The following is a 20666-nucleotide window of genomic DNA, read 5'->3' as shown; positions in this document are numbered from 1 at the left end:
GCTTGTTGAACCAAGCCGCTACGCGGCAAAAATCACAAAATTGACTTTCTAGCCCGAATATTTCATGAAAGAAGGCAAGTTCTGCCCAGTCACTTGATATGATTGGGTCGACCAAAAAAATGCTTCGGAAAAAGCAAACCGGAACTTGCCATGACCAAATCTACACAAGAACAACTTCGTTTTCACCCGTCAAATAGAAAAACTGTCCGTGCAGACTTCAATGGTGGGGAATTATCCTCTGATTTTGGTGCATTGCTGCTGCGGGAAACCATCCTTCACAGTAGACTCATTGAGAAGTTGAGCAGTGCCATCAACGACAGACGTCATCAATCCTATATTGATCATCCTTTGCAAGACCTTCTGGTCCAGAGAGTCTTGCAAATGGCTTGCGGTTATGAGGATGCCAGCGACAGCAATCATCTGCGTAAAGACCCTATGTTCAAGCTCGTCACCGGACGGAACCCGCTGGACAATGATAATCACCTTGCGTCAGCGTCCACTTATACAAGACTGGGGCAGTCTATGACCCGGGCAGACATTTACAGGCTCGCCAAGGCACTCGCAGAGCACTTCATCAGCAGTTACGAACTACCTCCTGCAGCAGCGATTATCGATCTTGACCATACTCCTGCTATTACTCATGGCAGTCAACAGATGAACCTGTTCAATGCCAAGCCAAGTATCAGGATTACTGTTATCTACCTCTGATGATTTTTGAGGGACTCAGCGGCAAGTTGATTACAGCTGTTCTTCGCCCGGGAAAAACACCTACAGGTGAAGAAAATGCTGCCATTCTCAAGCGAGTCATCAAGCTGATCCGTAAAAGATGGCCGAAAACCCATTTACCGGTTTGTGGAGACAGCCACTTTACCCAACCAGAGTTGATGCAGGTTGTTCAGGATGCCCCTCACTCCGACTATGTGCTGGGTAAAGGTGCACAGGACACAAGACGGCCTTGCGGCCTAAAGCCAAAGAGTTGCTGGATGAAGCACGGAAAGCTCTGAGGGTTAAAAACCGGACTGGCAAAATTGAACAACATGCCGCAGCCAGAGCGCCTCAGACTTTACGGGGGGCAGAATATCAGGCCAAAAGCTGGAAAGGGCTAGATACCCGGATAATCTACAAAGCAGAGGTCAACCAGAAAGGCGACAATCCACGCTTTATTGTGACCTCGATTAAGGAGGCTTCTCCCGAGAAGATATATGAAGAACTCTACTGTCCCAGAGGACAGGATGAGAACTTCATCAAGCATCTGAAAAGTGATTTGTCCGGTGACCGCTTGTCAGACCAGAGCTTTTTGGCGAACCATTTGAGAATGTTTTACGCCTGCGCTGCTTACGTTCTTCATTATGAGCTGAGAACCAAAGCACTGAAAGGTACGGAGCTGGAAAAAGCGCAGCCATCAACGGTGATCACGAAGCTCTGTAAAGTTGCGGTCAAAGTGGTTGAGTACAAAGACCGGGTCAAGCTGCACTTACCTCGCAGTTATCCATTCAAGGGGCTTTTGCAGCATATAACAGAAATCTTTTATTCAATGCCGTTGCCTCGACCGAGATAACCAGCTGCACGAACTCAGCCAGCCCCAATAGCGACCAACTGAGAGAGTGCTGGGGCATTCTGTTGTTCTGAAGAAGCAGGAACTGACTAAAAAACGTTCGGATTCTAGGTGGAGCCAGATTGCCATAGCTTTTTCATGGACAGTGAAGCAACAAACCTCCGGAAAAGCCAGAGTGAAACGACCTGACCGGAGATTATTGCTCTTTTATGAAATATCCGGGCTAGTTGTGTCTGAAGGATAGGTCTTTATGGTCTATCGAAATACTTGCAACGGAACCATATTTTTAATTGCACCCATCCGTAAAGTTGTGATTGCATATAATAAAAACCCCCACCTTAACGGAGGTTGGAATGAGCAAGACATATTTGACTACTGCTAATGGAGCTCCGGTCGCTGATGACGACACGAGTATCTCTGCCGGGGAGCGAGGTTCGTTAACATTTGACAATGTCCACCTGTTCGAAAAACTGGCGCACTTCAACCGTGAACGAATTCCTGAGCGTGTTGTTCATGCCAGGGGTTATGGTGCTTATGGCACCTTTACACTGAATAAAGATTTATCGGATTATACGATTGCTGACTTTCTTCAGGGAGCGGATAAAAAAACAAACGTCTTCCTGCGTTTTTCTACCGTTGCCGGCGGTCAGGACTCTAGCGATTATGTCCGTGACGTGAGAGGTTTTGCCCTGCGCTTTTATACAGAACAGGGTAACTACGACATCGTTGGTAACAATACGCCGGTTTTCTTTATTCGTGACCCCGCCAAATTCCCTGACTTCATTCACTCTCAAAAGAAAGACCCGAAAACCAACCTGCCTGATCCGGCCCATCATTTTGAATTCTGGGCAAATCATCCGCAGGCCATGCACCAGATCACCATTCTTATGTCTGACCGGGGTATTCCCGGATCGCTCAGGCACATGAATGGTTATGGTTCCCACACTCTGAGCCTCTGGAATAAAGAGGGAGAACGCTTCTGGGTTAAGTGGCACTTCAAGACCAACCAGGGTATTGAAACGCTGACCAATGATGAGGCCGCTAAACAGCCGGGCGATGGTATGCAACGGGATCTGGTTGAAGCGATTGAGAGAGGTGATTTTCCAGGCTGGTCGGTGAAAATTCAGATGATGACTGATGAGCAGGCAAAGCAGTGTGAGTTCAATCCATTTGATTTAACCAAGGTCTGGCCTCATAAAGAGTTTCCATTAAACGACATTGGTACACTGGAGCTGAATCGCAATGTTGGTAATTACTTTGCCGAAACCGAGCAGGTAGCCTTTGCGCCTTCCAACCTGGTGCCCGGCGTTGGTGTCTCACCGGATAAGGTTCTGCAAGGGCGTCTGTTTGCTTACGCCGATGCGCATCGTCATCGCCTGGGTGTGAACTATCAGCAGATTCCGGTCAACAAACCGATATGTCCGGTGCATCATTATCAACGTGATGGCGTTATGGCTGGAGCCAGTGGTTGTTCTGTAACCGGTCATCTGCAAAATGCCGATGTTAACTTCTACCCCAATGACCGTTCTGATGCGCCTGTACCAGCACCACAGTTTGGTGAGCCATCAATGCCTCTGGAAAATCATGCCTGGTTAAAAGCCTATGATTCTTCTGATGAAGATAATTACTCTCAGGCAGGTAATCTGTATCGCATAATGTCAGAGGTCCAGAAGCAGCAACTGGTGAGTAATATTGTCGATGGCCTGAGTCAGGCAACGGAGTCCGTACAGAGTCGTATGGTTGAGCACTTCACCCGTTGTGATGAGGATTATGGGCAGAGAATTAAAGCGTTGTTGCTGAAATAGCATGTTTAAATAACCTGTCACCCTCTGTGGTTTTCAGCCAGCACAGAGGTATTATCGCTCTCTTTTTTATCAAAAATTCGCGTAATACCCCCATTGACCCAAGTGGGGGATACAAGCGAGCAGTCTGAGAGACGGTTCCGTTGCAAATATTTCGATAGACCATAAAGACCTATCCTCCAGATCTATGTACGGGACAAAACCCGTAGCATCGTCAGGAAATCAATTTGATCGTTTTTTGAGCATGCGTTTTTCAAAACTCGCCTCAGCATATCCAAACCCAGTCTGAACAGACTTTTGGCAGGCCGCCCATGCTTGTTCAGAGGGAGTAGGCTGGCATCACCATACTGCCAATGGCCAATAATCAAACATCACGCAAATGCTAATGCCAGAATGCCCATCAGCTTATCCATGCGGTCGAGATCAGTCATATGGGTCGATTCAAGGTCAAAACCACGGCTTTTGAGGCAACCAAACAGCGTCTCTATGGCCCAACGTTTGTAATAATCCTCAATCATGCTTTCTGGCTTTCTGGCTTTCTGGTGGCGACAATGATCAGGAGTCCCTTCAGGGTGCGTCTGGCACCAATATACAGATCCACACCGGATACCCGGCGTTTACTGTGCCATGTGACCGTTTGGTTGAGCTTGACGTTCCAGAAGAGCCTGACGGCATCAATGTCCCGACCGCAACTGCCAAGTACCTTGATATTCCCACGAATTCTTAGCCGACACAGAATTTTCTGCTCATCAAGCCACTTGAACCATTCATGGCCAATGAATTCTCGATCAGCCAAAAGCCCGTCAATTTTTTCAGCGTGAATCAGCTCCGGGACTCTTTTCATAATGGCAATCCGCTCATCAGTATTTGAGTTGCCACCATTCTTGTCCAGACACGTCCAAACGATAGGAATAGCAGCCCCTTGCCACGCGATAGCTACAACAAGGTAGTTGATATCTTTGCTGCCAAACTTCCAGTTTGTCCTGTCCATACACAGGGTGTAGCGATCCAGCTTTAGCCAATGGAGAATGAGCCTGCCAAGTTGCTCATAACAGTAGGTATAGCCTGCAAAGAAACGTTTGATACGCCGGTAGCTGGACTCTGATTGAGCAGAGCTCTGGAACTCTTCTGCAACCCGGTAGAGGTTGGTCGAACGCCCTCTGATCAGGGAGAGAACGAACTGTGCGAGAAATATGATGCGGGCTTGATGCCAGGGTAGATGAGCCTTAAGCTCTCTGGCCAGTGAGCTGACGTCTTCCATGTACGACTACTGTTCTGTACGGAGGTTAGAGACCATACAGGATACTGTAGCCGGACTGGAGTGTCAGCTCACCCTCTCAAACCATTGCTGTGCTTGGCTTTCCGGGGTTTTGTCCCGTACATAGCCTCCAGACACAACTAGAAATCTACTCATGCTACTTCCTATCTCTAGTAGTTGTGGGGACAACTCAGAGATAAGGAGTAGCATGGGTAGTTCATGGCAGGCGGAGCCAACCATTCATGACCACGTCCATAGGACGTGGGTTTTCACGATGCACTAAACTGCAATGACTGACTACAGGGTAGCACCTCCAGAAATCAATACCTGTTTGCAACGGAACCGGTTTCCCTACATGGAGCGCCAGCTCATACCCTCCAGCCCTTGCAAGTTTTAGCTTCTGGATTTTTTGTCCCGTACATAGCTAGCTTTTCTATTGCCTGTGCTTCCACCTCTTTAACCAGCTTTTCTATTGCCTGTGCTTCCACCTCTTTAACCAGCTGTTCTGGTAATCTGAAGTTGCCTTCGTTATCAAAGAGTTTATAACCATTGAAACGTTTGGAGTTGCCCAGCATATGAGAAACCAGTGGGGTGGCAGATCCATTTTTATCATAAACTGCCATGTCGTTGATGAATTTAGCATAATCATCATAACCGGGAAGAGTGTCAGAACCCGGAACGGTATCTTTTGACTCAATAGTCGCAATCATGACGGCAGCCATCAGCTTCTTTTCTTCCAGAATGACCCGTTTTTTCTGCTCTTCAAGGTATTGAGCAGCGTTTTGATAGCCATCAACAGGGCTTTGGTTTTTATAGAAACCATACTGCTCGCATAGTGTGCTGAATTCGCACCCTGAGCCGCGCAGCTTTTTAAGCTGTTCTGATGATTCGGTTTTAATCTTGAGAAGCCAGCCCAGAAGTTGCTTCTGGTTTATTGCTTTTCTGGAAAAAACCTCTTTGGCTTCCCTAGCCTCTTCAGAAAGCTTCACCATGGCATTGCTCATTATTTTCAATTTTGAAGACAACTCTACAAACTGGGCGACTTTTTCTCCCTGCAAGGTTAGGCTGGGTAATGAATGGATAACTAAATGGTATGCATGGTCAGAACTGCCTTGACTTAATTCATTTGCTTTATTCAACCAAAGATTTTTATAAGCCAGATCCGCTTGTTTCATGGTAGTTATAGTGCCCGGTGTGCTGGCTATAATACCCTTTTTATTCTGTTCAAAAAAATCAGGTGTTGGCCTGTTGGTGATCAGTTTACTCAGTTGAGCGGAAGTCTGGTTAAGGGGGTGTGGGATCGACATTGAACTCGCCCTGGGTGGACTGTCCCAAACCTTTTGGGCCTCATGCAGACTTTTTTTATAGTCTCTTATGGTCGTTTTTTCCTGTATTCGCTGCTCTAATTCAGTCTGAGGCATATTGGTTGCGTAGAGCTGGCCATCAACCTGTGTAAGTGTCAGCTTTTGTGTGGCACCTCTTTGCTGGGATATTTGACGCTCCACGGGAGTAAACGGAAAAAAGTGACTAGCTGGTCGTGTGGCCTTAGAACCATTTAGGGAAGTGGCACCACAGAATATACCCTCATTCCAGCGAAGAAGGGAATCTGCCATGACAGTGGAAGCCGGCCTTTGCGGAGATAAAGATGAGATAAGGTTGCCTTTTACTTCCCTTAAGGCATCGGCACTTTTAGCACGCTTCATTTTTGGTTGAGTTTTCAAATGCTTGGCTTTTATCCCGTTAAGTTGAATATCGGTCGACAACCAGGAAGGAACGAACGCCCCATTGTCTCGTTTGAAATGAGACTGTACGTGAATCGTCGTTTCACCTTCGTTACTTTTGTTCACACCGGGTTTTGTGTACCGAGTAAATCTGGCTTTACTTTCTACTTTGAATTCATCCTGATTAATTGCGGTCACTTCGACAGAATAAACCTGTGATGATGGTTTTGGAGTAATACCAAGTTCATCAGCAATAAAAAGGTAAATTGGATTGAGAACATCCTGTCTTAATGCATCCTGAAGCACAGGGACTGAGCCAGGAATTGTTCTTTCTAACTTATCTATCAGTTCTTTTTCTTTTTGCTCAACCGTTTTCACTGGAGTGGTGCTTTTCTTATCAGAGACTATCTGATTGCTCTTTCGGTTCGGGTTGACTGAATGTATAGGTAGAATCCAACGGTCATCAACACAGCTATCCTGAACCTCTACTTGCAGTACGATATCGCTTCGTTCCAGATCGCCTTTCCATTTGCTGGCCTGGCTCGATTTGGAAATGCTTTTTAACTGATCTGAAATCTCATCCAGCAAGACATCATTGGCGAGCCTTAATCGCTGTTGATCCGTTAAGGTCTGTTTCTCACCATTTATAGTTAACTTATAATCAACAGGTGTGCCAAATGAATTCCGATTCGGGTCGTAAGCGTGACAATAATTGACTTCCGGAACCGGTGTTTCGGACTGCAAGTGGTTAAGTTTTTGTTTTAAACCCCGCAGTTGCTCTGCTTCAGTAGAGGCGGTGAATCTGTATTTGGAACCCTTTCCACGAAAGGCGGCGGCCTCTGTTTCACATGCTTTAATAGCAGCCTGTGTGGCGGGGTGATTTGATAATAACGCCAGTCTGAGTAGCTCTTTATTCTGGTTATAGACTGGCTGTTCACTGTGGTTACAGGCATGCTGAGAATATCTCTGCTTAAGTTGTTTGCCCGGTAAATCGAATTCAGCCGATGTGCCAGCTGGAATATAAGGCGAGCTACTGTCAGAACGGGGAGCGACACGGCTTTGCTCATTGACGCTCTGTGCCTGGAGAGTGAATCCGCCGGATAGTGAGGGCGTATTTTTGTTTAGTGGACTTGGTTCCATGTGAAATTCCTTTTAAATTATTCGAACTAAGAGGTTCTTTTGACTTCTGAATCCTCATTAAGTTCCCGGGTAGTGAGGCAAACCTGTTAGGGTGAAAGTCTCATATTGACTCTCTTTTCAGGGTCTGCAGCCCAAAAAGTATGCTGTTGACGTAGAGCTGCCAGTTTATGATCAAGCTGCTGAATTGCATGGCAGGAAGAATTGGCGACTTCAGTCAGTGGCTGACATACTTCCATCGGGGCGGCATCTCACTAATATGGTGTCGTTTTATCAGTAAACATCATAGCGGTGTTTGGCCGTTACCCTTGCTGGGCAAGGAAAATTTGTTGCTACTGCATACTTATTTGTAGCCGCTTGAAAACAGAACAGGCTCTGCTTGAAAACAGAGGGCGTTTCCTGCTCACAATCATTGAAAATAAGATTCCGGCTGTGCTCACATTCATTGAAAATGAAACCACAATCATTGAAAACAAGCCGAAAACAGCCGGTTCTGCTCACAATCATTGAAAATAACGGCTATCCTCTGTACCCCAAGGGCTTCGGTGACTCAAAAGATTTTACTCATATTCACTGAAACAAACTGAAAGCTGCAGGTGTCAAAATAGGTGGGATGCGCTAGATAGTTTGAGGCTGCGCATGATTGCGGAAGTTTCTTCGTCAATCCTGGCTGTGCAGAACCTCAAAACCACCTCTTCCATCAGTTTCTGCGTATGACCTCACGCACTTTTCCTGATGCAAGAGGTTGCCCCATAATTGGGATACTTCGACTCAAGGGATTACGGGGATGAAACGGAATTGCTTGCTCAGGCAAACAAGGAAGGACAAAAACAGATCGGAGGCACTATGAAGCTTCTCTAAAGTGCGCCAGCCACAAGGTTGGCGTATTTCTTTGCACCTTTAATCAAAATTACTACGGCTTAGGGTGTTTTCATACAGCTATAAAACCACTACAAATTCGCCATTAGAATCTATACGTTTGATTAACTCCTGAACAAGAAGGTTATAAACAGATGCAGGTTGCGAATCCGAAGGGATAAACTGTATTTCCAACACAAAATATTGCTTTTGTAACTCTTTATTAACAATATCTAGGCCAGCTAAGACCTGAGTCAATACCGCCTCCCCCTTAAGTCGCTCAATCTCTCCCCTCTTAACAGGTAATGGAGTGATCTTTGGAGAACACTTACTTTTGGACAACCTAATTGATAAAAGATTATGGGTAGGACCTGTGATTCTTGCAACCTTGAAGAAATTTTTCTCTTTTATAAACTGCATTAGTTTTCTCCCCAAGGGTTTCCAGTCCACTTTCGTTCAGCTGCATTGTGAGATTCTGTATATCCTGATTTATGCCTTAACTCATACCAGCGTTCGGCCACTTCGTGCTTTAACCATTTGATATCAGCTCTAGTATAATCACCTGTCTCAAGCCTTTTCCATGCTTTCGCCTGACTTAAATTACTGTCGAATCTTGCCCGTTCAGCTGGTACGCCATAATCGACATATTTATCTAGCAAGTGTTTGTTATAGAAAACATGATCTTTAACTTTTTGAATATTTTCGGGCTTAATTCCAGTATTCTGCGCAATCCTAGACACATCAGAATCACTTGCACGAATCAAATCATATAAACCATCTGCAAAATCAGTGAACCCACCTCCACCAGTTTGTTTCAATCCAGAGTTATCCTGAATTCCTGTACCTTTATTAATTGACCTCTGCACTTCTGATGTTGCAACTAACCTCAACCCAAGTCTTGCAACCGCCAGCTCCACAGAGGCCACCACAGCCACACGTCCCAGTTCTTCTATTTTGCCCTGTTCTCCGGGATGGGTGTCAGGGTGGAAGGAGGCGGCCACCCTGTCGACCTGGTTCGTTGTATATTCCGTGGTAAGTTTGGTGATGCCTTCCCGGTATTCTTCAATGCCTGCAGTGATGCCCGCAGAACTGATCAGGGCTCCCAGGCCGCAACCAATGCCGCTGACACACAATACCGACCCTCCGGTCACAGAGCCCGCTACAGTGCCGACACCTGTCAGTGTCTGCACAATTCCGGTGAATCGGGTGATGCCTTCATCGTGGCGACTCAGGTAATCTTCGATGGCGTCTTTGCGGCTGTAGGTGAATAGTTCGGATGCTTCCAGCTGGGTTAATTCTGTTGTGCAGTCTGAGCCAGCCAGCTCCAGAGTTCTGAAGGTGTTGTAGTGCGGATCGTCAGGGCTGAGACCCTGTGAACAGTGTACTTTAGCGCAGACTGCCGCCAGCCAGCGTGCCTGCTGTTCTTCGTCCAGTCCCTCAATTTGTTTTTGCAGGAACCCGGCTTCTTCACGGTGCAGCTCCCGGTTGTATTGGTGCTGGGTCTGACCAAGCCAGGCACCGGTTTGCGGATCACCACCGGCTAACTGCGCAGCAGCGGCTGCGATAATCGTACTGGTGGCTTCCTGGACTTCATGGGACAAGTCCTCGGTCAGTCCTGCGGTCGCCTGGGCTGTTCCCGCCGCTGCTGCTCCAGCCAGTGGTTTGCCGTCTTTTAATTCACCCAGTACTGCCCCGACGCTGGAGTGGAGGGCGACTTTGGCCGATCCCCCTTCTTCCCAGCCCCGTGATTTGGCGTAATCACCTGCCCAGTAGTTGGCCTGCGCCGCCAGTTCCTGCCAGGCTTCGCGGCTTAAACTGGAAGATAACTGGTCTTCCAGTGATCCACCCTCAACCACCATCCCCGCTCCGGTACGACTACCAGCACGAACGCCAAACGCCTGAATCCGCTGTGCCAGTGGCGCAGAGGGTGACACCAGGTAAGGCGTGTTGGCCGCGCCCATCAACCCACCGGCAATGGTATCAACGGCTACGGTTTTTATAGTGTCTTCAGAGAAAAGCTGTGTTGCAGTCTGGCCAATATCCCCGCCGTTACTGGCCAGATCGACCGCACTTTTGGCCACCAGTGTGCTGAAGGCAGCGTTGGCGGCATTGGTGGCAATAAGGCTGCCGTTCATGACAGCTGGCAGAAAAGAGGCACCGACGCCCTGGGTCGCAACAGTGACAGCGGCGGTGACAATAACACCCAGCAGTGGGCTGATGCCTTGGGTTTTGTTACTCCACTCCTGGTAGCTGTTCTCAACGGTTTGCCATTGAACCTGATGGTGGTTCCGTAGCTGGGCAATCCAGGCCAGATCAGGGTAGGTTGACACCAGATGATCCAGAGCCTCGCTCAATGATTGCCCAGGCTCAATGCCAACCATTGCCTCGACCTTCTGGACATTCAGGGTCAATACGCCATCACCGGGATCAAGCCGGGTGTGGACGGTCTCTGTCCGGCAGTGACCACTGATTTTATGAGAGGTGCTGAGCAGGCCGGAACGTTTCACTTCATCGGAAATGCAGTGGTGATCCCGAACGGCCAGATTCAACCATTGCCGGGCATCAAACCGAATACCATGGGCGGCTTTAACCCGGGTGGCCTCAGTCATCAGTGTATTGGCTTTGATATGAATCCTGTCGGCTTCAATTTCCGTAGGAACGGCGGTGTCGTGTTTTTCCTGGTGTTCTGAGGTGCGTTTACTGGTTCCCAGAAAGCCTCGTTTGGTGTCACTTTCAAATTCTGCGCTGGTTTCCCTGCCTGAAGAGATCACAACAGTCTGACCCGAAAGAGTGGCACTGCCTTCTTTGGCTGTCAGCTGGCTGGACTCAATATATAAATCCTGTTCAGCTTTTACTTTGAGGTTTTTACCGGCAGTGAGCGTGCTGTCTTTTATGTGAGCCTGACTCGTTTCTACAGAGACATCCTTCGTTGCTTTCAGCTCGGATTTCCCGGTTTCGGAAAAGACCCGGGTTTTAACTTTAACGCTACCACCCTGGACATCGAGTTTTACCCCCTTCATGGCAACTGACTCACCGGAAATAATAAATCCACCTTTTCCATCACCTGTAATGTCTCCCGAAAAAGTACCGCCATTCAGTACTAAATTCGCAGACCATAAAGAAGGACTCATCAAAGAAGTCGAAGTAGCCAATAAGGCAATGAAAAGAGCTGAGAGCGATTTGCTTTTACGCTTCATATTCATCAAACAGAACTCTCAATATGTGAAAGTGGTGATGGACAAAGGTTTTAACGCACGACGGCATTTAACTAATTGGAAACCTGCCAGAAAGGTCAGGTTTGATGGCAGGGAAGAGTAGCCCATCCAGTCAGGATCGCCATTAAAAAAATGGTTTAATGCTTTTGTACTATGGTCTTCAGGCAGTTTATGAAGTGCAAGCTGACAGTTCAGTTTAACGAGGGTTATTCTGGAATGTAGAACGATCGATCCGAACCTGTCGCCAGCCCAACAGAAAGCGTTCGCTTTTGCCGTCCATAATTTTGTCGTCTACTTTTTCTCTATCTGCATGAGAAAACCCTACACGTAGTTCGATTCCCATGAAAATTGGTTATGCAAGAATCAGTACATGCGATCAGAAGCTGGACTCTCAGTTCGATTCTCTGCACAAAGCAGGCTGTGAAAAAATTTTTCAGGATGTTGCTTGTGGTGCAAAAGCAAAACGATCCGGACTGGATGATTTACTGAAAGCCATCAGGCCGGGTGATGTTTTGGTTATCTGCAAACTGGATCGGCTGGGAAGGTCATTGCAACACCTGGTGACGCTGGCGAATGAACTCATGGAAAAAGGTGTTGGCCTACTCAGCCTGAATGATCCTGTAGATACCTCAACGGCTCAGGGGCGTTTAAGCTTTAATCTGTTTGCAGCCCTGGCTGAATTTGAAAGAGAAATTATCCGGGAGCGCACCCAGATTGGTCTTTCATCGGCAAGGCTCCGAGGGCGCAAAGGTGGTCGCCCCAAAGGTTTGCCTGCAAAGGCTCTGCCAGTGGCTTGTGCCGCTGAAACGTTGTATCAGGAAGGCAAGTTGACCGTGGATGAAATAGCCCGACAACTGAATATCTGTAAAACAACCCTTTACTCGTATTTGCGTCATCGCGGCGTACCCGTCGGTGGTAATACTCAGCAGCGTGTCATTTGTCATGAACCGTAAGCCGATACCCGATGAAGCTCTGTTTGATATCCGTCGTCGCCGCTTATCCCTGCCATCACGCAGCCCGGAAAGACGACAGATCATCACTGAAGCCGCCAGCCTGTATGGTGTTTCAGAGGTCAGCCTTTATCGTGCTTTGCAAAAACTGGGAAAGCCTCACACCGCCAGAAGAAAGGATCAGGGCATACCAAGGGTGATGCCTTTGGAAGAGCTGGAAGGTTACTGCGAGATTATTGCAGCAATCAAAGTCAGAACCTGCAATAAAAAGGCAAGATGCTTGCCCACAACAGGGGCAATAAGGTTGCTGGAAACGACAGGCGTTGAGACTGGGAAAGGCTTGGTCAAAGTACCTCCCGGAAAATTGAAGTGCTCGACAGTTAACCGATATTTACGCGCCTGGGGTTATGATCGTGTGACGTTATCACGCCAACCGGCGGCTGTTCGCTTTCAGGCTCAGTACAGTAATGAGTGCTGGCATTTTGACCTGAGTCCATCTGACTTAAAACACATCAAACGACCACCCTGGCTTAGGGAAGGTGCAGGTTCTCCGACGCTAATGATTTACAGCATTGTCGATGACCGTAGCGGTGCTGCTTATCAGGAGTACCACTGTGTATACGGGGAAGATGTGGAAGCTGCATTGCGCTTTTTATTCCGGGCAATGTCTCCCAAAGAGAGTAATGATTTTCCTTTTGGCATACCCAGCATGATCTACACGGACAATGGCCCGATTATGCGTAGCCAGGTTTTTCATCGGGTGATGGCCTACCTTAATATCGAAGTAAAATCCCATCTTCCGGCAGGCAGTGACGGGCGACGGGTAACTGCACGATCCAAAGGCAAGGTTGAACGCCCCTTTCGAACCGTTAAAGAATTGCATGAGACCCTGTATCACTTTCGTGAACCCGAAACAGAAGATGAAGCGAACGCCTGGCTCAATCGTTTTCTTGTGCAATACAATCACTCGGATCATCGCTCCGAGCCATGCAGCCGTATCGAAGACTGGTTGAAGCATCTGCCCAAAGATGGCTATAGAAATATGTGTGACTGGGAACAGTTCTGTCATTTTGCAAGGGAACCGGTCAAGCGCAAAGTCGGTATTGATGCCCGGTTTGAAGTTAATGGCGTGGCTTATGAAGCCTCCGCAGAGCTGGCGGGAGAAGAGGTGGTCATCTGGTGGGGGCTTTACGATGAAGAAGTATTCGTAGAGTACCATGGAAAACGGTTCGGACCTTACTACCCATCCAAAGGTCCGATTCCTCTACATAAATATCGCGCTCACAAAAAGACCTCACGGGAGAAGCGAGCAGACAGGATAGACCAGTTGGCAAAAATCCTGTCATTACCAGAAGCGGCTTACCGTGATGCCGGACTCGTTGAGTCTTTTTCTTCCGTATCAGAAGATCCACCGTCTTCTATACCGTTCTCCCTGCAAGACCCCTTTCATGAAACCTGCTGGCCTGATGCCATCACTGCCCGGAAAGCCATTGCTGACCACTTGGGGGAACCATTGGCAAGACTCTCCGGGGAGCAACTTGAGGTGATCCGGCAGATTCTTGAAGAAACGCTGGATAAGGAAGCTGTTCTGAGCCGTGTTGACTCAGCCTTGAATCCAAGTACCACCGAGGTAGTACACCATGTTGAGTGAAGTCATGTCCCACTATGAGATCACCAGGGAGTTTGATCGGGTCGATTTTTTCGAAACGGAGGAGTTCAAGAACATCCTTCAGGAAGTGCGCCATAACATACAGGGCGGACGTTTGATCGCATTAACCGGCATTGTGGGGTGTGGAAAAACACGCATACTCAGCCAGCTGCATGAGACCCTGAAAAAAGAGAAGAATGTGGTCGTGTGCCAGTCACTGTCTGTTGAGAAAAACCGCTTGACCTTGGGAACCCTGATTACAGCTCTGTTCTGTGACTTACGCCGGACGAAAACTGAGAAGCTACCTTCGCAACCGGAACAGCGGGAAAGGCATCTCAGGGACATGGTAAAAAACAAGAAGAAACCCGTTGTTTTGTTCGTTGATGAAGCCCATGACCTGCATGGCAAAACACTAGTGGCATTGAAACGACTGATTGAAGTCATGCAGGGAGGCGGTGGTGTTTTATCCATTGTTCTTGCCGGTCATCCCAAACTGTCGAACGACCTGAAACGTCCCACAATGGAAGAAATAGGAGCCAGAGCAACAGCCTTTATTCTTGACGGTATCCAGAAGCAGAAGAAAGAGTACATCGACTATTTGTTCAAACAGTGCCTGAAGCCAAAAGTAAAAATGGAGTCGATTATAAAGCCCGATGCTATCGACTTCCTTGCCAGTCAGCTGTCAACACCTTTGCAGATTCACCAGTATCTCAACTTGGCTCTGACTGAAGGCTACCGTGCAGGTATCAAGCCTGTGACTGAAGACCTGGTGAAGTCGGTTCTGGCTTTTGATTTGAACGGCAGAGAAGCACAATTGATCAGGCAGGGTTATGACCCTCGTACTCTGGCAGAAGCTCTGGATATCAAGGTTAAGGAAGCCCGTAGCTTCATCAAAGGTGGTCTGAATGGCTCTCGCCGAGATGAGATCATGGACGGCATCAAGACTCTTGGAATAGTTCTGTAAGACCAGTAGACCGTTGTAGCGTTTGCTGCACAAGGGCTAACGCTTATTTTCAATGATTGTGAGCAGAACTGGCTGTTTTCGGCTTGTTTTCAATGATTGTGGTTTCATTATCAATGATTGTGAGCACAAGCAGATTCTTATTTTCAATGATTGTGAGCAGGAAATGCTCTCTGTTTTCAAGCAGAGCCTGTTTTGTTTTCAAGCGGCTACACTTATTGGGCTGCAGACCCTGAAAAGAGAGTCAATATGAAACTTTCACCCAAGTCATTGCTAAGTCACTGCATGGGCATTACCGGGCAGAACACCTATTTGCCTTAAAGCAGTCTGTTGAGCTTTATGATTTTTACGAAAAGCAAATTGAAGATTGTCACAAGGCATTGGAAGACCAGTTGAACCAGTTTGATGATAAGTCCGAGAGTATCTCTCTGCCTGCAAAACGCAAATCAGCCAGTGCCCCTGCTTTTGATGTAAGAACTCACCTTTACCGGGTGACAGGAGTAGACCTGACATCGATGAGGGAATAGAGGAAAATACCGCCCTGAAGGTAGTTTCTGAAATTGGTACAGACATGAGTCGCTGGCCGACGGTGAAGCACTTTTGTTCCTGGCTGGGACTGAGCCCGGGAAACAAGATATCAGGAGGCAAAGTTCTGAGCAGCAAGACCAAAAGAATCCCTAACCGGGCCGCTTCAGCTCTGCGTATGGCTGCACTGACTCTGGTGAGTTCGAAAAGTGCGCTGGGAGCCTATTATCGTCGAATGAGAAGTAAGCTGGGGGCACCAAAAGCGATTACAGCGACTGCACATAAACTTGCCCGGCTGATTTACAGCATGCTGAAAAACGGCTCAGAGTACGTAGATAGAGGTCAGGATTACTACGAGGAGCAATACCGTGACCGAGTCATTAAAAACATGAGAAAGCGCGCTGAAGACATGGGTTACAAACTGGTCGAAATTGAAACAGCCTCACCATCTTGACTCTATGCAAATAGCTAGTCCCGAAGGAGTTACTCGGAAGTTAACGAATGAGTAGAAAATACCTGAATCAAATTAAAAAGCCATTATTATGGGGCATCCGTTGAACGTTGGTTCATACGGGTGTCCCATAAAATAAGCAAGCAGTCTTTGTCTTATCCAGAACTACGACTCTGGAATCAGTTGATCTTTAGAGTCATAGAATTGATTACTACCCAATTCAATATCAGTCAAACAACTGCCTGGTTGATCAAACATGATTGACATGTACTTTGGATATTGTGTGCACTTCAGCGTGTTGAGCACAAGAAGATTAAGAGTTGCGCAGGACTTAATGTTTTTATATTTAAAGCAACCTATTGCAGGTACTGCATAGATGGGAACAACTAACAAAGCAATGAAGCCTAAATATTTCGAGTTCAGTGCTGACGTTAAACTCCCTGCTTTCGATTTGTCTGAACTGGACATTTCTGAGAGTGTGTTGTCAGTCTCATTTGGTGAGCGTGTCGTCAGGCCTTTGTTAACATCATGGCGAGTTGATAAAACCGATGCAGAGCTGTTTTTAGTGGTAAATGGCATTGCAGACGGCGTATTTCTGACAGTCGTTGTATGTTTGTCAGGGGATAGTTGTAATGTTGGAGTTGATTTTCTGGTCGTTTGATAAGGGGATGAGTGTACGATAAAAGATGGTTTTATTGTGCTGGGGCTTAGTACTGATGAAGGCTCTGTTGTTAGCGTTGAGCTAGCTGTTGTTTTAGGGCTCGGTTGGATAGAAGATAACGCTAAGGTTATGGAAGTCGTTGGTGTCTTTGCGTCTACGTTGGAAGTCTTTGACAGATGAGACGTAGCAGTAACTGGCCATTGGGTTACAGTACTGTTTGGAATGCTTAGCCACTCAGTACTGTTGGTTAAGTTTGGGTATTCCTGATAGGGGCTACTGGCGCAATCTGGTAAATCTGACCACCAGTACTCAGGAACAGAGGGAGCGGCAGTGATTGTAGTGGTGCTGGCTATTGTGCTTTCTGTACTGGTAAGCCCTGTTGGTTCTTCCCAAGGTTTGGTAAAGATTGTCAGCCCGGTTGGGTAACGAATTGCAAAAGGATCAAATGAATTTTCGCCTGCCAGCGACAGTTGCCCGCTGATGGCGTCTTTTGTGGCAATAATAACGGGCGACTGTTGTTTTGTAACTTTGTAAAAGAAGCTGACATTTTCAAAGTCAAGCTCTAAGTCAGACGAAGGTTGGGTGTAAATCGCTAAAATACCTGATGCATTTGACGCTTTCTGATTGTCAATGACTGACTGGATAGAAGTCAGTTTTATTGAACGAGCATTTTCAAATGAAAATAATGCGCAGCCCGAAATGAAGTTATGAGTTTTGACTCTCTTCAGGCTTACCCGGTTAATACCTGATGTTTTTACCGCATAACTGTGAACATCTTCATCATTCTCCCTGATTTCAACATCCGTAAGCGCCAGAGAGGATGTGTTGTCTGCACTTACTTCGCCTTCAGCCAGAATAATCGATTTGTCGGCGGTTTCTGCACTGAGCATGCTGACTTTATTGATTGAAGCGCTACCTTCTTTTATCTGTATAAAGTGATTCACCACATGATTCAGGTGATGAAGAAGAAGGCCTTTTGGGTCAATTTGTAACCCTTCGACAAGTAAGTTATTGCCTGTCGAATAAATAATACTGTGAAGACCTAGCAATATTGTACTGGATAGTTTGAGTTGCGGATTATCAGAGCCAATAATGACCACATTATCCGCAGTGACTATTATGGAGCCTCCCAGTGTCAGATCGCCATCAATTATATGGACCGTGTCAGGAGTATCAGCTGTTATGTATGCACTGGTCCACCACTTTTCTTTGTAAACTTTTACACCCTTATATCTTTGGGCGGAGGCTGGTAGCTTTTTCATAATGCTCCGGCAGGTGCTTCGGTCATTTGAATCCACTTTCGTATCGCATAAGGCGAGATTGTGTTTAGCAGCCACTATCAGACTGGATAGGGTCGATGCCATCGTCACTGTGCTAATGGCTGTAGTTGTAATGTTCTGAGCAAAAGTCCAGTCAGTCGCAACCGATAAGAGTAAAAAGAAAGCAAGCCGTACAGTTACTTGTTTACATACAATAAGGGACATCGCTACAACCTTCTCGTTCTGTAATACCTGTGATTTCTAATAAAGGGGGGGATACCTGCTCTCTTTGAAAATTAGTCAATAATGCACTGAAAGACTGCTAAGAGAGGTAGAAGAGCAAAATACCCCATCAGTATTTTCCAATCCTAAAGTGAGCCTGAAAGAGGTGCCAGCCAGTGCTTTCAGGCCTTTCGTTCAAAAACAGTTTTAAAAAGTGTTTCTCTGCCAGACTGTAGTCGTTCTGCCGCCTCATTATCGCTCATGGAATCAGCCTGTGCTTGTAAATCTTCAAGAGTGATTCCTTTCTTGAGGTATTGTTCACTTCTGGCCAGCGATTTGAACTTTTCGTACGGCGTCATCATATTTTCATAACAAGTAACTATTCTACAAACCACTAAACATCAGCTCAAAGTCGTCTACTTTTAGAGTATGCAAAATGCTCATGTTTCAGGATCAAGCACAACACCTGCATTACTGCCTGCCCCCTTCGCTACCTCGCAGGTTATCCTCACCAAGCAGGAACACATCCAGCTAAAACAGCAGGCCAACCTCTGGCATGCCATGTGGAAGGCGGCCTGTGGCCGAGAGCAAAAAGTACTGGCTAAAAATGCCTCTCTTATCGCTCAGCATAAAGTCGAAATAGCTGGGTTGAACACCCAGGTCGCTGATCTGAAATCAGAACTGGCACACATGAAGCACTTGCTTTTCGGTCGTAAATCAGAGAAGACCAGTTCTTCTTCAAAGAAAAGTGGCAATACTACCCGACCACCTTCAAATCGAAAACGAGGTCACCAGCCCGGAGTCCCCGGCTCTGGTCGCCATCTTCACAACAGTCTGCCAGTGGTTCATGAGTCTGTAGACTTACCAGTGGACAAACAGTGTTGTACAGTCTGTCACCGGCCATTCAAGTCTTTTTTCAATGACGACAGCTGCGACGTAATTGAAGTTGAAGTTAAGGCTCACGTTCGTCGTTATCACCGAAGGCATTACCAAAAAAATTGCCAGTGCCCTGAAACGCCCAATATTACTACTCCACCACCTCCACCAAGACTCATTAACAGAGGAAAGCTTGGTATTTCTGTCTGGGTGGAGCTGTTGCTGAATAAGTACGCATACGGCATCCCCATAAACAGGCAACTTGAGTCTTATAAGACTCTGGGACTGGAACTGTCGCAGGCGACCATCTCCTTTGGCCTGGAAGCTATAACGCCCTTTTTTGAGCCGGTTGCCGAAGCTACTCGGGAATTCGTCGCCAGTAGCGATCAGTGGCATGCTGATGAAACCCGGTGGATCACCTGGGCACATGAGACGACAGGTTCCCACAAACATTGGCTGTGGGTATTTCTCTGTGACCAGGCGGTTTATTTCAGTATTGCTGACTCCCGCGCGGCTGTCGTACCGGAGTCAGTCATTGGTGACGGGGCTGGTACATTGGTGTGTGACCGATACTCAGCCTACAAGAAACTCGCGAATGATGTAGTTTCTATTGATTTAGCTTTCTGCTGGGCTCACGTCAGGCGGGATTTTATTGACGCTCAACGAGGTGATCCGGAGTTGGAGAAGTGGAGCGCCACCTGGGTGAACAGGATTGGTCGTTTATATCATCTTAATAGTCAGCGACTTGAAGTGCTTGATGAACCAGAGCAGCTAGCAACACAGCAGTTACGGCTTGAACATCAGGTAGAGTAGATTGCAACCCAGAGGGATCAGGAACTTAATCGTCCTAAACTGCGAGTCAGGGCGAAAAAAGTGCTCGAAAGTCTGCAGAATCACTGGGAAGGATTGACCCGCTTTGTCACTAATCCCGGTATCCCCATGGATAACAACGCTGCAGAGCAAGCACTGCGCACAGGTGTCGTTGGCAGGAAGAATTACTACGGCTCTGGCAGCGTATGGAGTGCTGATATAGCCGCTTTTCTGTTCAGCGTTTTTATGACGCTAAAGCTTTGGGATATTAATCCAAAAATCTGGCTGGGTGCCTATCTTGAGGCTTGTGCCATAAATGGCAGGAAGCCACCTGATGATCTCACTCCTTATCTGCCCTGGTTAATGAGTGAGGAGCGGCTTTGTGAAATGCGTAATCATGATCCGCCAAAGGTATAACAATTGGAGGCAACAATAGGGAAAAGTGGTGTCTTAATTGCTGATTTTGAAGCGGTTTGTAGAAAAGTTACGTTTATGGGGGCTTATGAAGCCTCGATGGTTGAGTTATTTCCCACCCGCTCCCGCTATTCAGGTGTGGCGTTTTGTCACAATCTGGCATTTGCCCTGTTTGCCGGTTCCACTCCCATGTTGCTGGAATGGTTCTGCAGTCTTGGGAGGGTGATGGCGCCAGCGTACCTGATGGCTTTCTGTGCCATTCTGTTATTGCTGAGTACCTGCGGCTGGGAGGGTCGCTATCAGGATGAATTGTCGCACATTCCTGTTGAGTAATGAGCCTGCG

General features: G+C 47.2%; 11 protein-coding genes and 3 pseudogenes. 8 read left to right on the top strand and 6 right to left on the bottom strand.

Annotation, left to right across the window (positions count from 1 at the left end):
• Window positions 1–150 precede the first annotated feature (150 nt).
• Window positions 151–1558 (top strand): annotated as a pseudogene (locus tag NX722_RS09200) (IS1380 family transposase).
• A gap of 350 nt (window positions 1559–1908) precedes the next feature.
• Window positions 1909–3360 (top strand): catalase, encoded by a 1452-nt coding sequence (locus NX722_RS09195; RefSeq protein WP_262567725.1) that lies wholly within the window; start codon window positions 1909–1911, stop codon window positions 3358–3360.
• A 182-nt stretch (window positions 3361–3542) separates the two neighbouring features.
• Here NX722_RS09195 and NX722_RS09185 read toward each other — a convergent pair.
• The 5 genes and pseudogenes from NX722_RS09185 to NX722_RS09165 form a co-directional block, all read right to left on the bottom strand.
• Window positions 3543–4618 (bottom strand): annotated as a pseudogene (locus NX722_RS09185) (IS4 family transposase).
• Window positions 4619–4983: 365 nt separating this feature from the next.
• Window positions 4984–6714, bottom strand: coding sequence for a hypothetical protein (locus NX722_RS09180; RefSeq protein WP_262567722.1), 1731 nt, complete (start codon window positions 6712–6714; stop codon window positions 4984–4986).
• A gap of 1698 nt (window positions 6715–8412) precedes the next feature.
• Window positions 8413–8751, bottom strand: coding sequence for a hypothetical protein (locus NX722_RS09175; RefSeq protein WP_262567721.1), 339 nt, complete (start codon window positions 8749–8751; stop codon window positions 8413–8415).
• Entirely contained in the window at window positions 8751–11462 is a 2712-nt protein-coding gene (locus tag NX722_RS09170) for a DUF637 domain-containing protein (protein WP_262567720.1), read from the bottom strand. Before NX722_RS09170 ends, NX722_RS09175 begins: the two co-directional genes overlap by 1 nt.
• Before the next feature lie 280 nt (window positions 11463–11742).
• Window positions 11743–11889 carry a hypothetical protein gene (locus tag NX722_RS09165; RefSeq protein ID WP_262564258.1) on the bottom strand — a complete coding sequence of 49 codons (147 nt, stop codon included), beginning with the start codon at window positions 11887–11889 and terminating at the stop codon, window positions 11743–11745.
• Between NX722_RS09165 and NX722_RS09160 the strand changes: the two genes are divergently transcribed.
• From NX722_RS09160 to NX722_RS09145, 4 genes are all read left to right on the top strand, one after another.
• A complete protein-coding gene (locus NX722_RS09160; RefSeq protein WP_262564259.1) occupies window positions 11888–12499 on the top strand; it encodes a recombinase family protein in 612 nt (203 codons plus the stop codon). The two genes, NX722_RS09165 and NX722_RS09160, sit on opposite strands and share 2 nt — an antisense overlap.
• 4 nt (window positions 12500–12503) lie before the next feature.
• Window positions 12504–14147, top strand: a complete 1644-nt coding sequence (locus tag NX722_RS09155) for an IS481 family transposase (RefSeq protein ID WP_262568636.1) — start codon at window positions 12504–12506, stop codon at window positions 14145–14147.
• Window positions 14137–15108, top strand: coding sequence for an ExeA family protein (locus NX722_RS09150; RefSeq protein ID WP_262567719.1), 972 nt, complete (start codon window positions 14137–14139; stop codon window positions 15106–15108). Before NX722_RS09155 ends, NX722_RS09150 begins: the two co-directional genes overlap by 11 nt.
• 508 nt (window positions 15109–15616) lie before the next feature.
• Window positions 15617–16084 (top strand): transposase, encoded by a 468-nt coding sequence (locus NX722_RS09145; RefSeq protein WP_322740972.1) that lies wholly within the window; start codon window positions 15617–15619, stop codon window positions 16082–16084.
• Window positions 16085–16246: 162 nt separating this feature from the next.
• Here NX722_RS09145 and NX722_RS09140 read toward each other — a convergent pair whose 3' ends face one another.
• Window positions 16247–18226: a hypothetical protein gene (locus NX722_RS09140; RefSeq protein ID WP_262567718.1), complete on the bottom strand. Its 1980-nt coding sequence runs from the start codon at window positions 18224–18226 to the stop codon at window positions 16247–16249.
• A gap of 426 nt (window positions 18227–18652) precedes the next feature.
• Here NX722_RS09140 and tnpC point away from each other — a divergent pair.
• Both tnpC and NX722_RS09130 read left to right on the top strand, forming a co-directional pair.
• A pseudogene (tnpC, locus tag NX722_RS09135) lies at window positions 18653–20326 on the top strand (IS66 family transposase).
• 3 nt (window positions 20327–20329) lie between these two features.
• The gene (locus NX722_RS09130; protein ID WP_262567717.1) at window positions 20330–20656 is read left to right on the top strand and encodes an MFS transporter; all 327 of its coding nucleotides are present in this window, start codon (window positions 20330–20332) and stop codon (window positions 20654–20656) included.
• Window positions 20657–20666 lie beyond the last annotated feature (10 nt).

Origin of the sequence: Endozoicomonas gorgoniicola, assembly GCF_025562715.2 — a bacterium.
GTDB lineage: Bacteria > Pseudomonadota > Gammaproteobacteria > Pseudomonadales > Endozoicomonadaceae > Endozoicomonas_A > Endozoicomonas_A gorgoniicola.
This window is presented reverse-complemented; position numbering and strand designations above follow the sequence as displayed.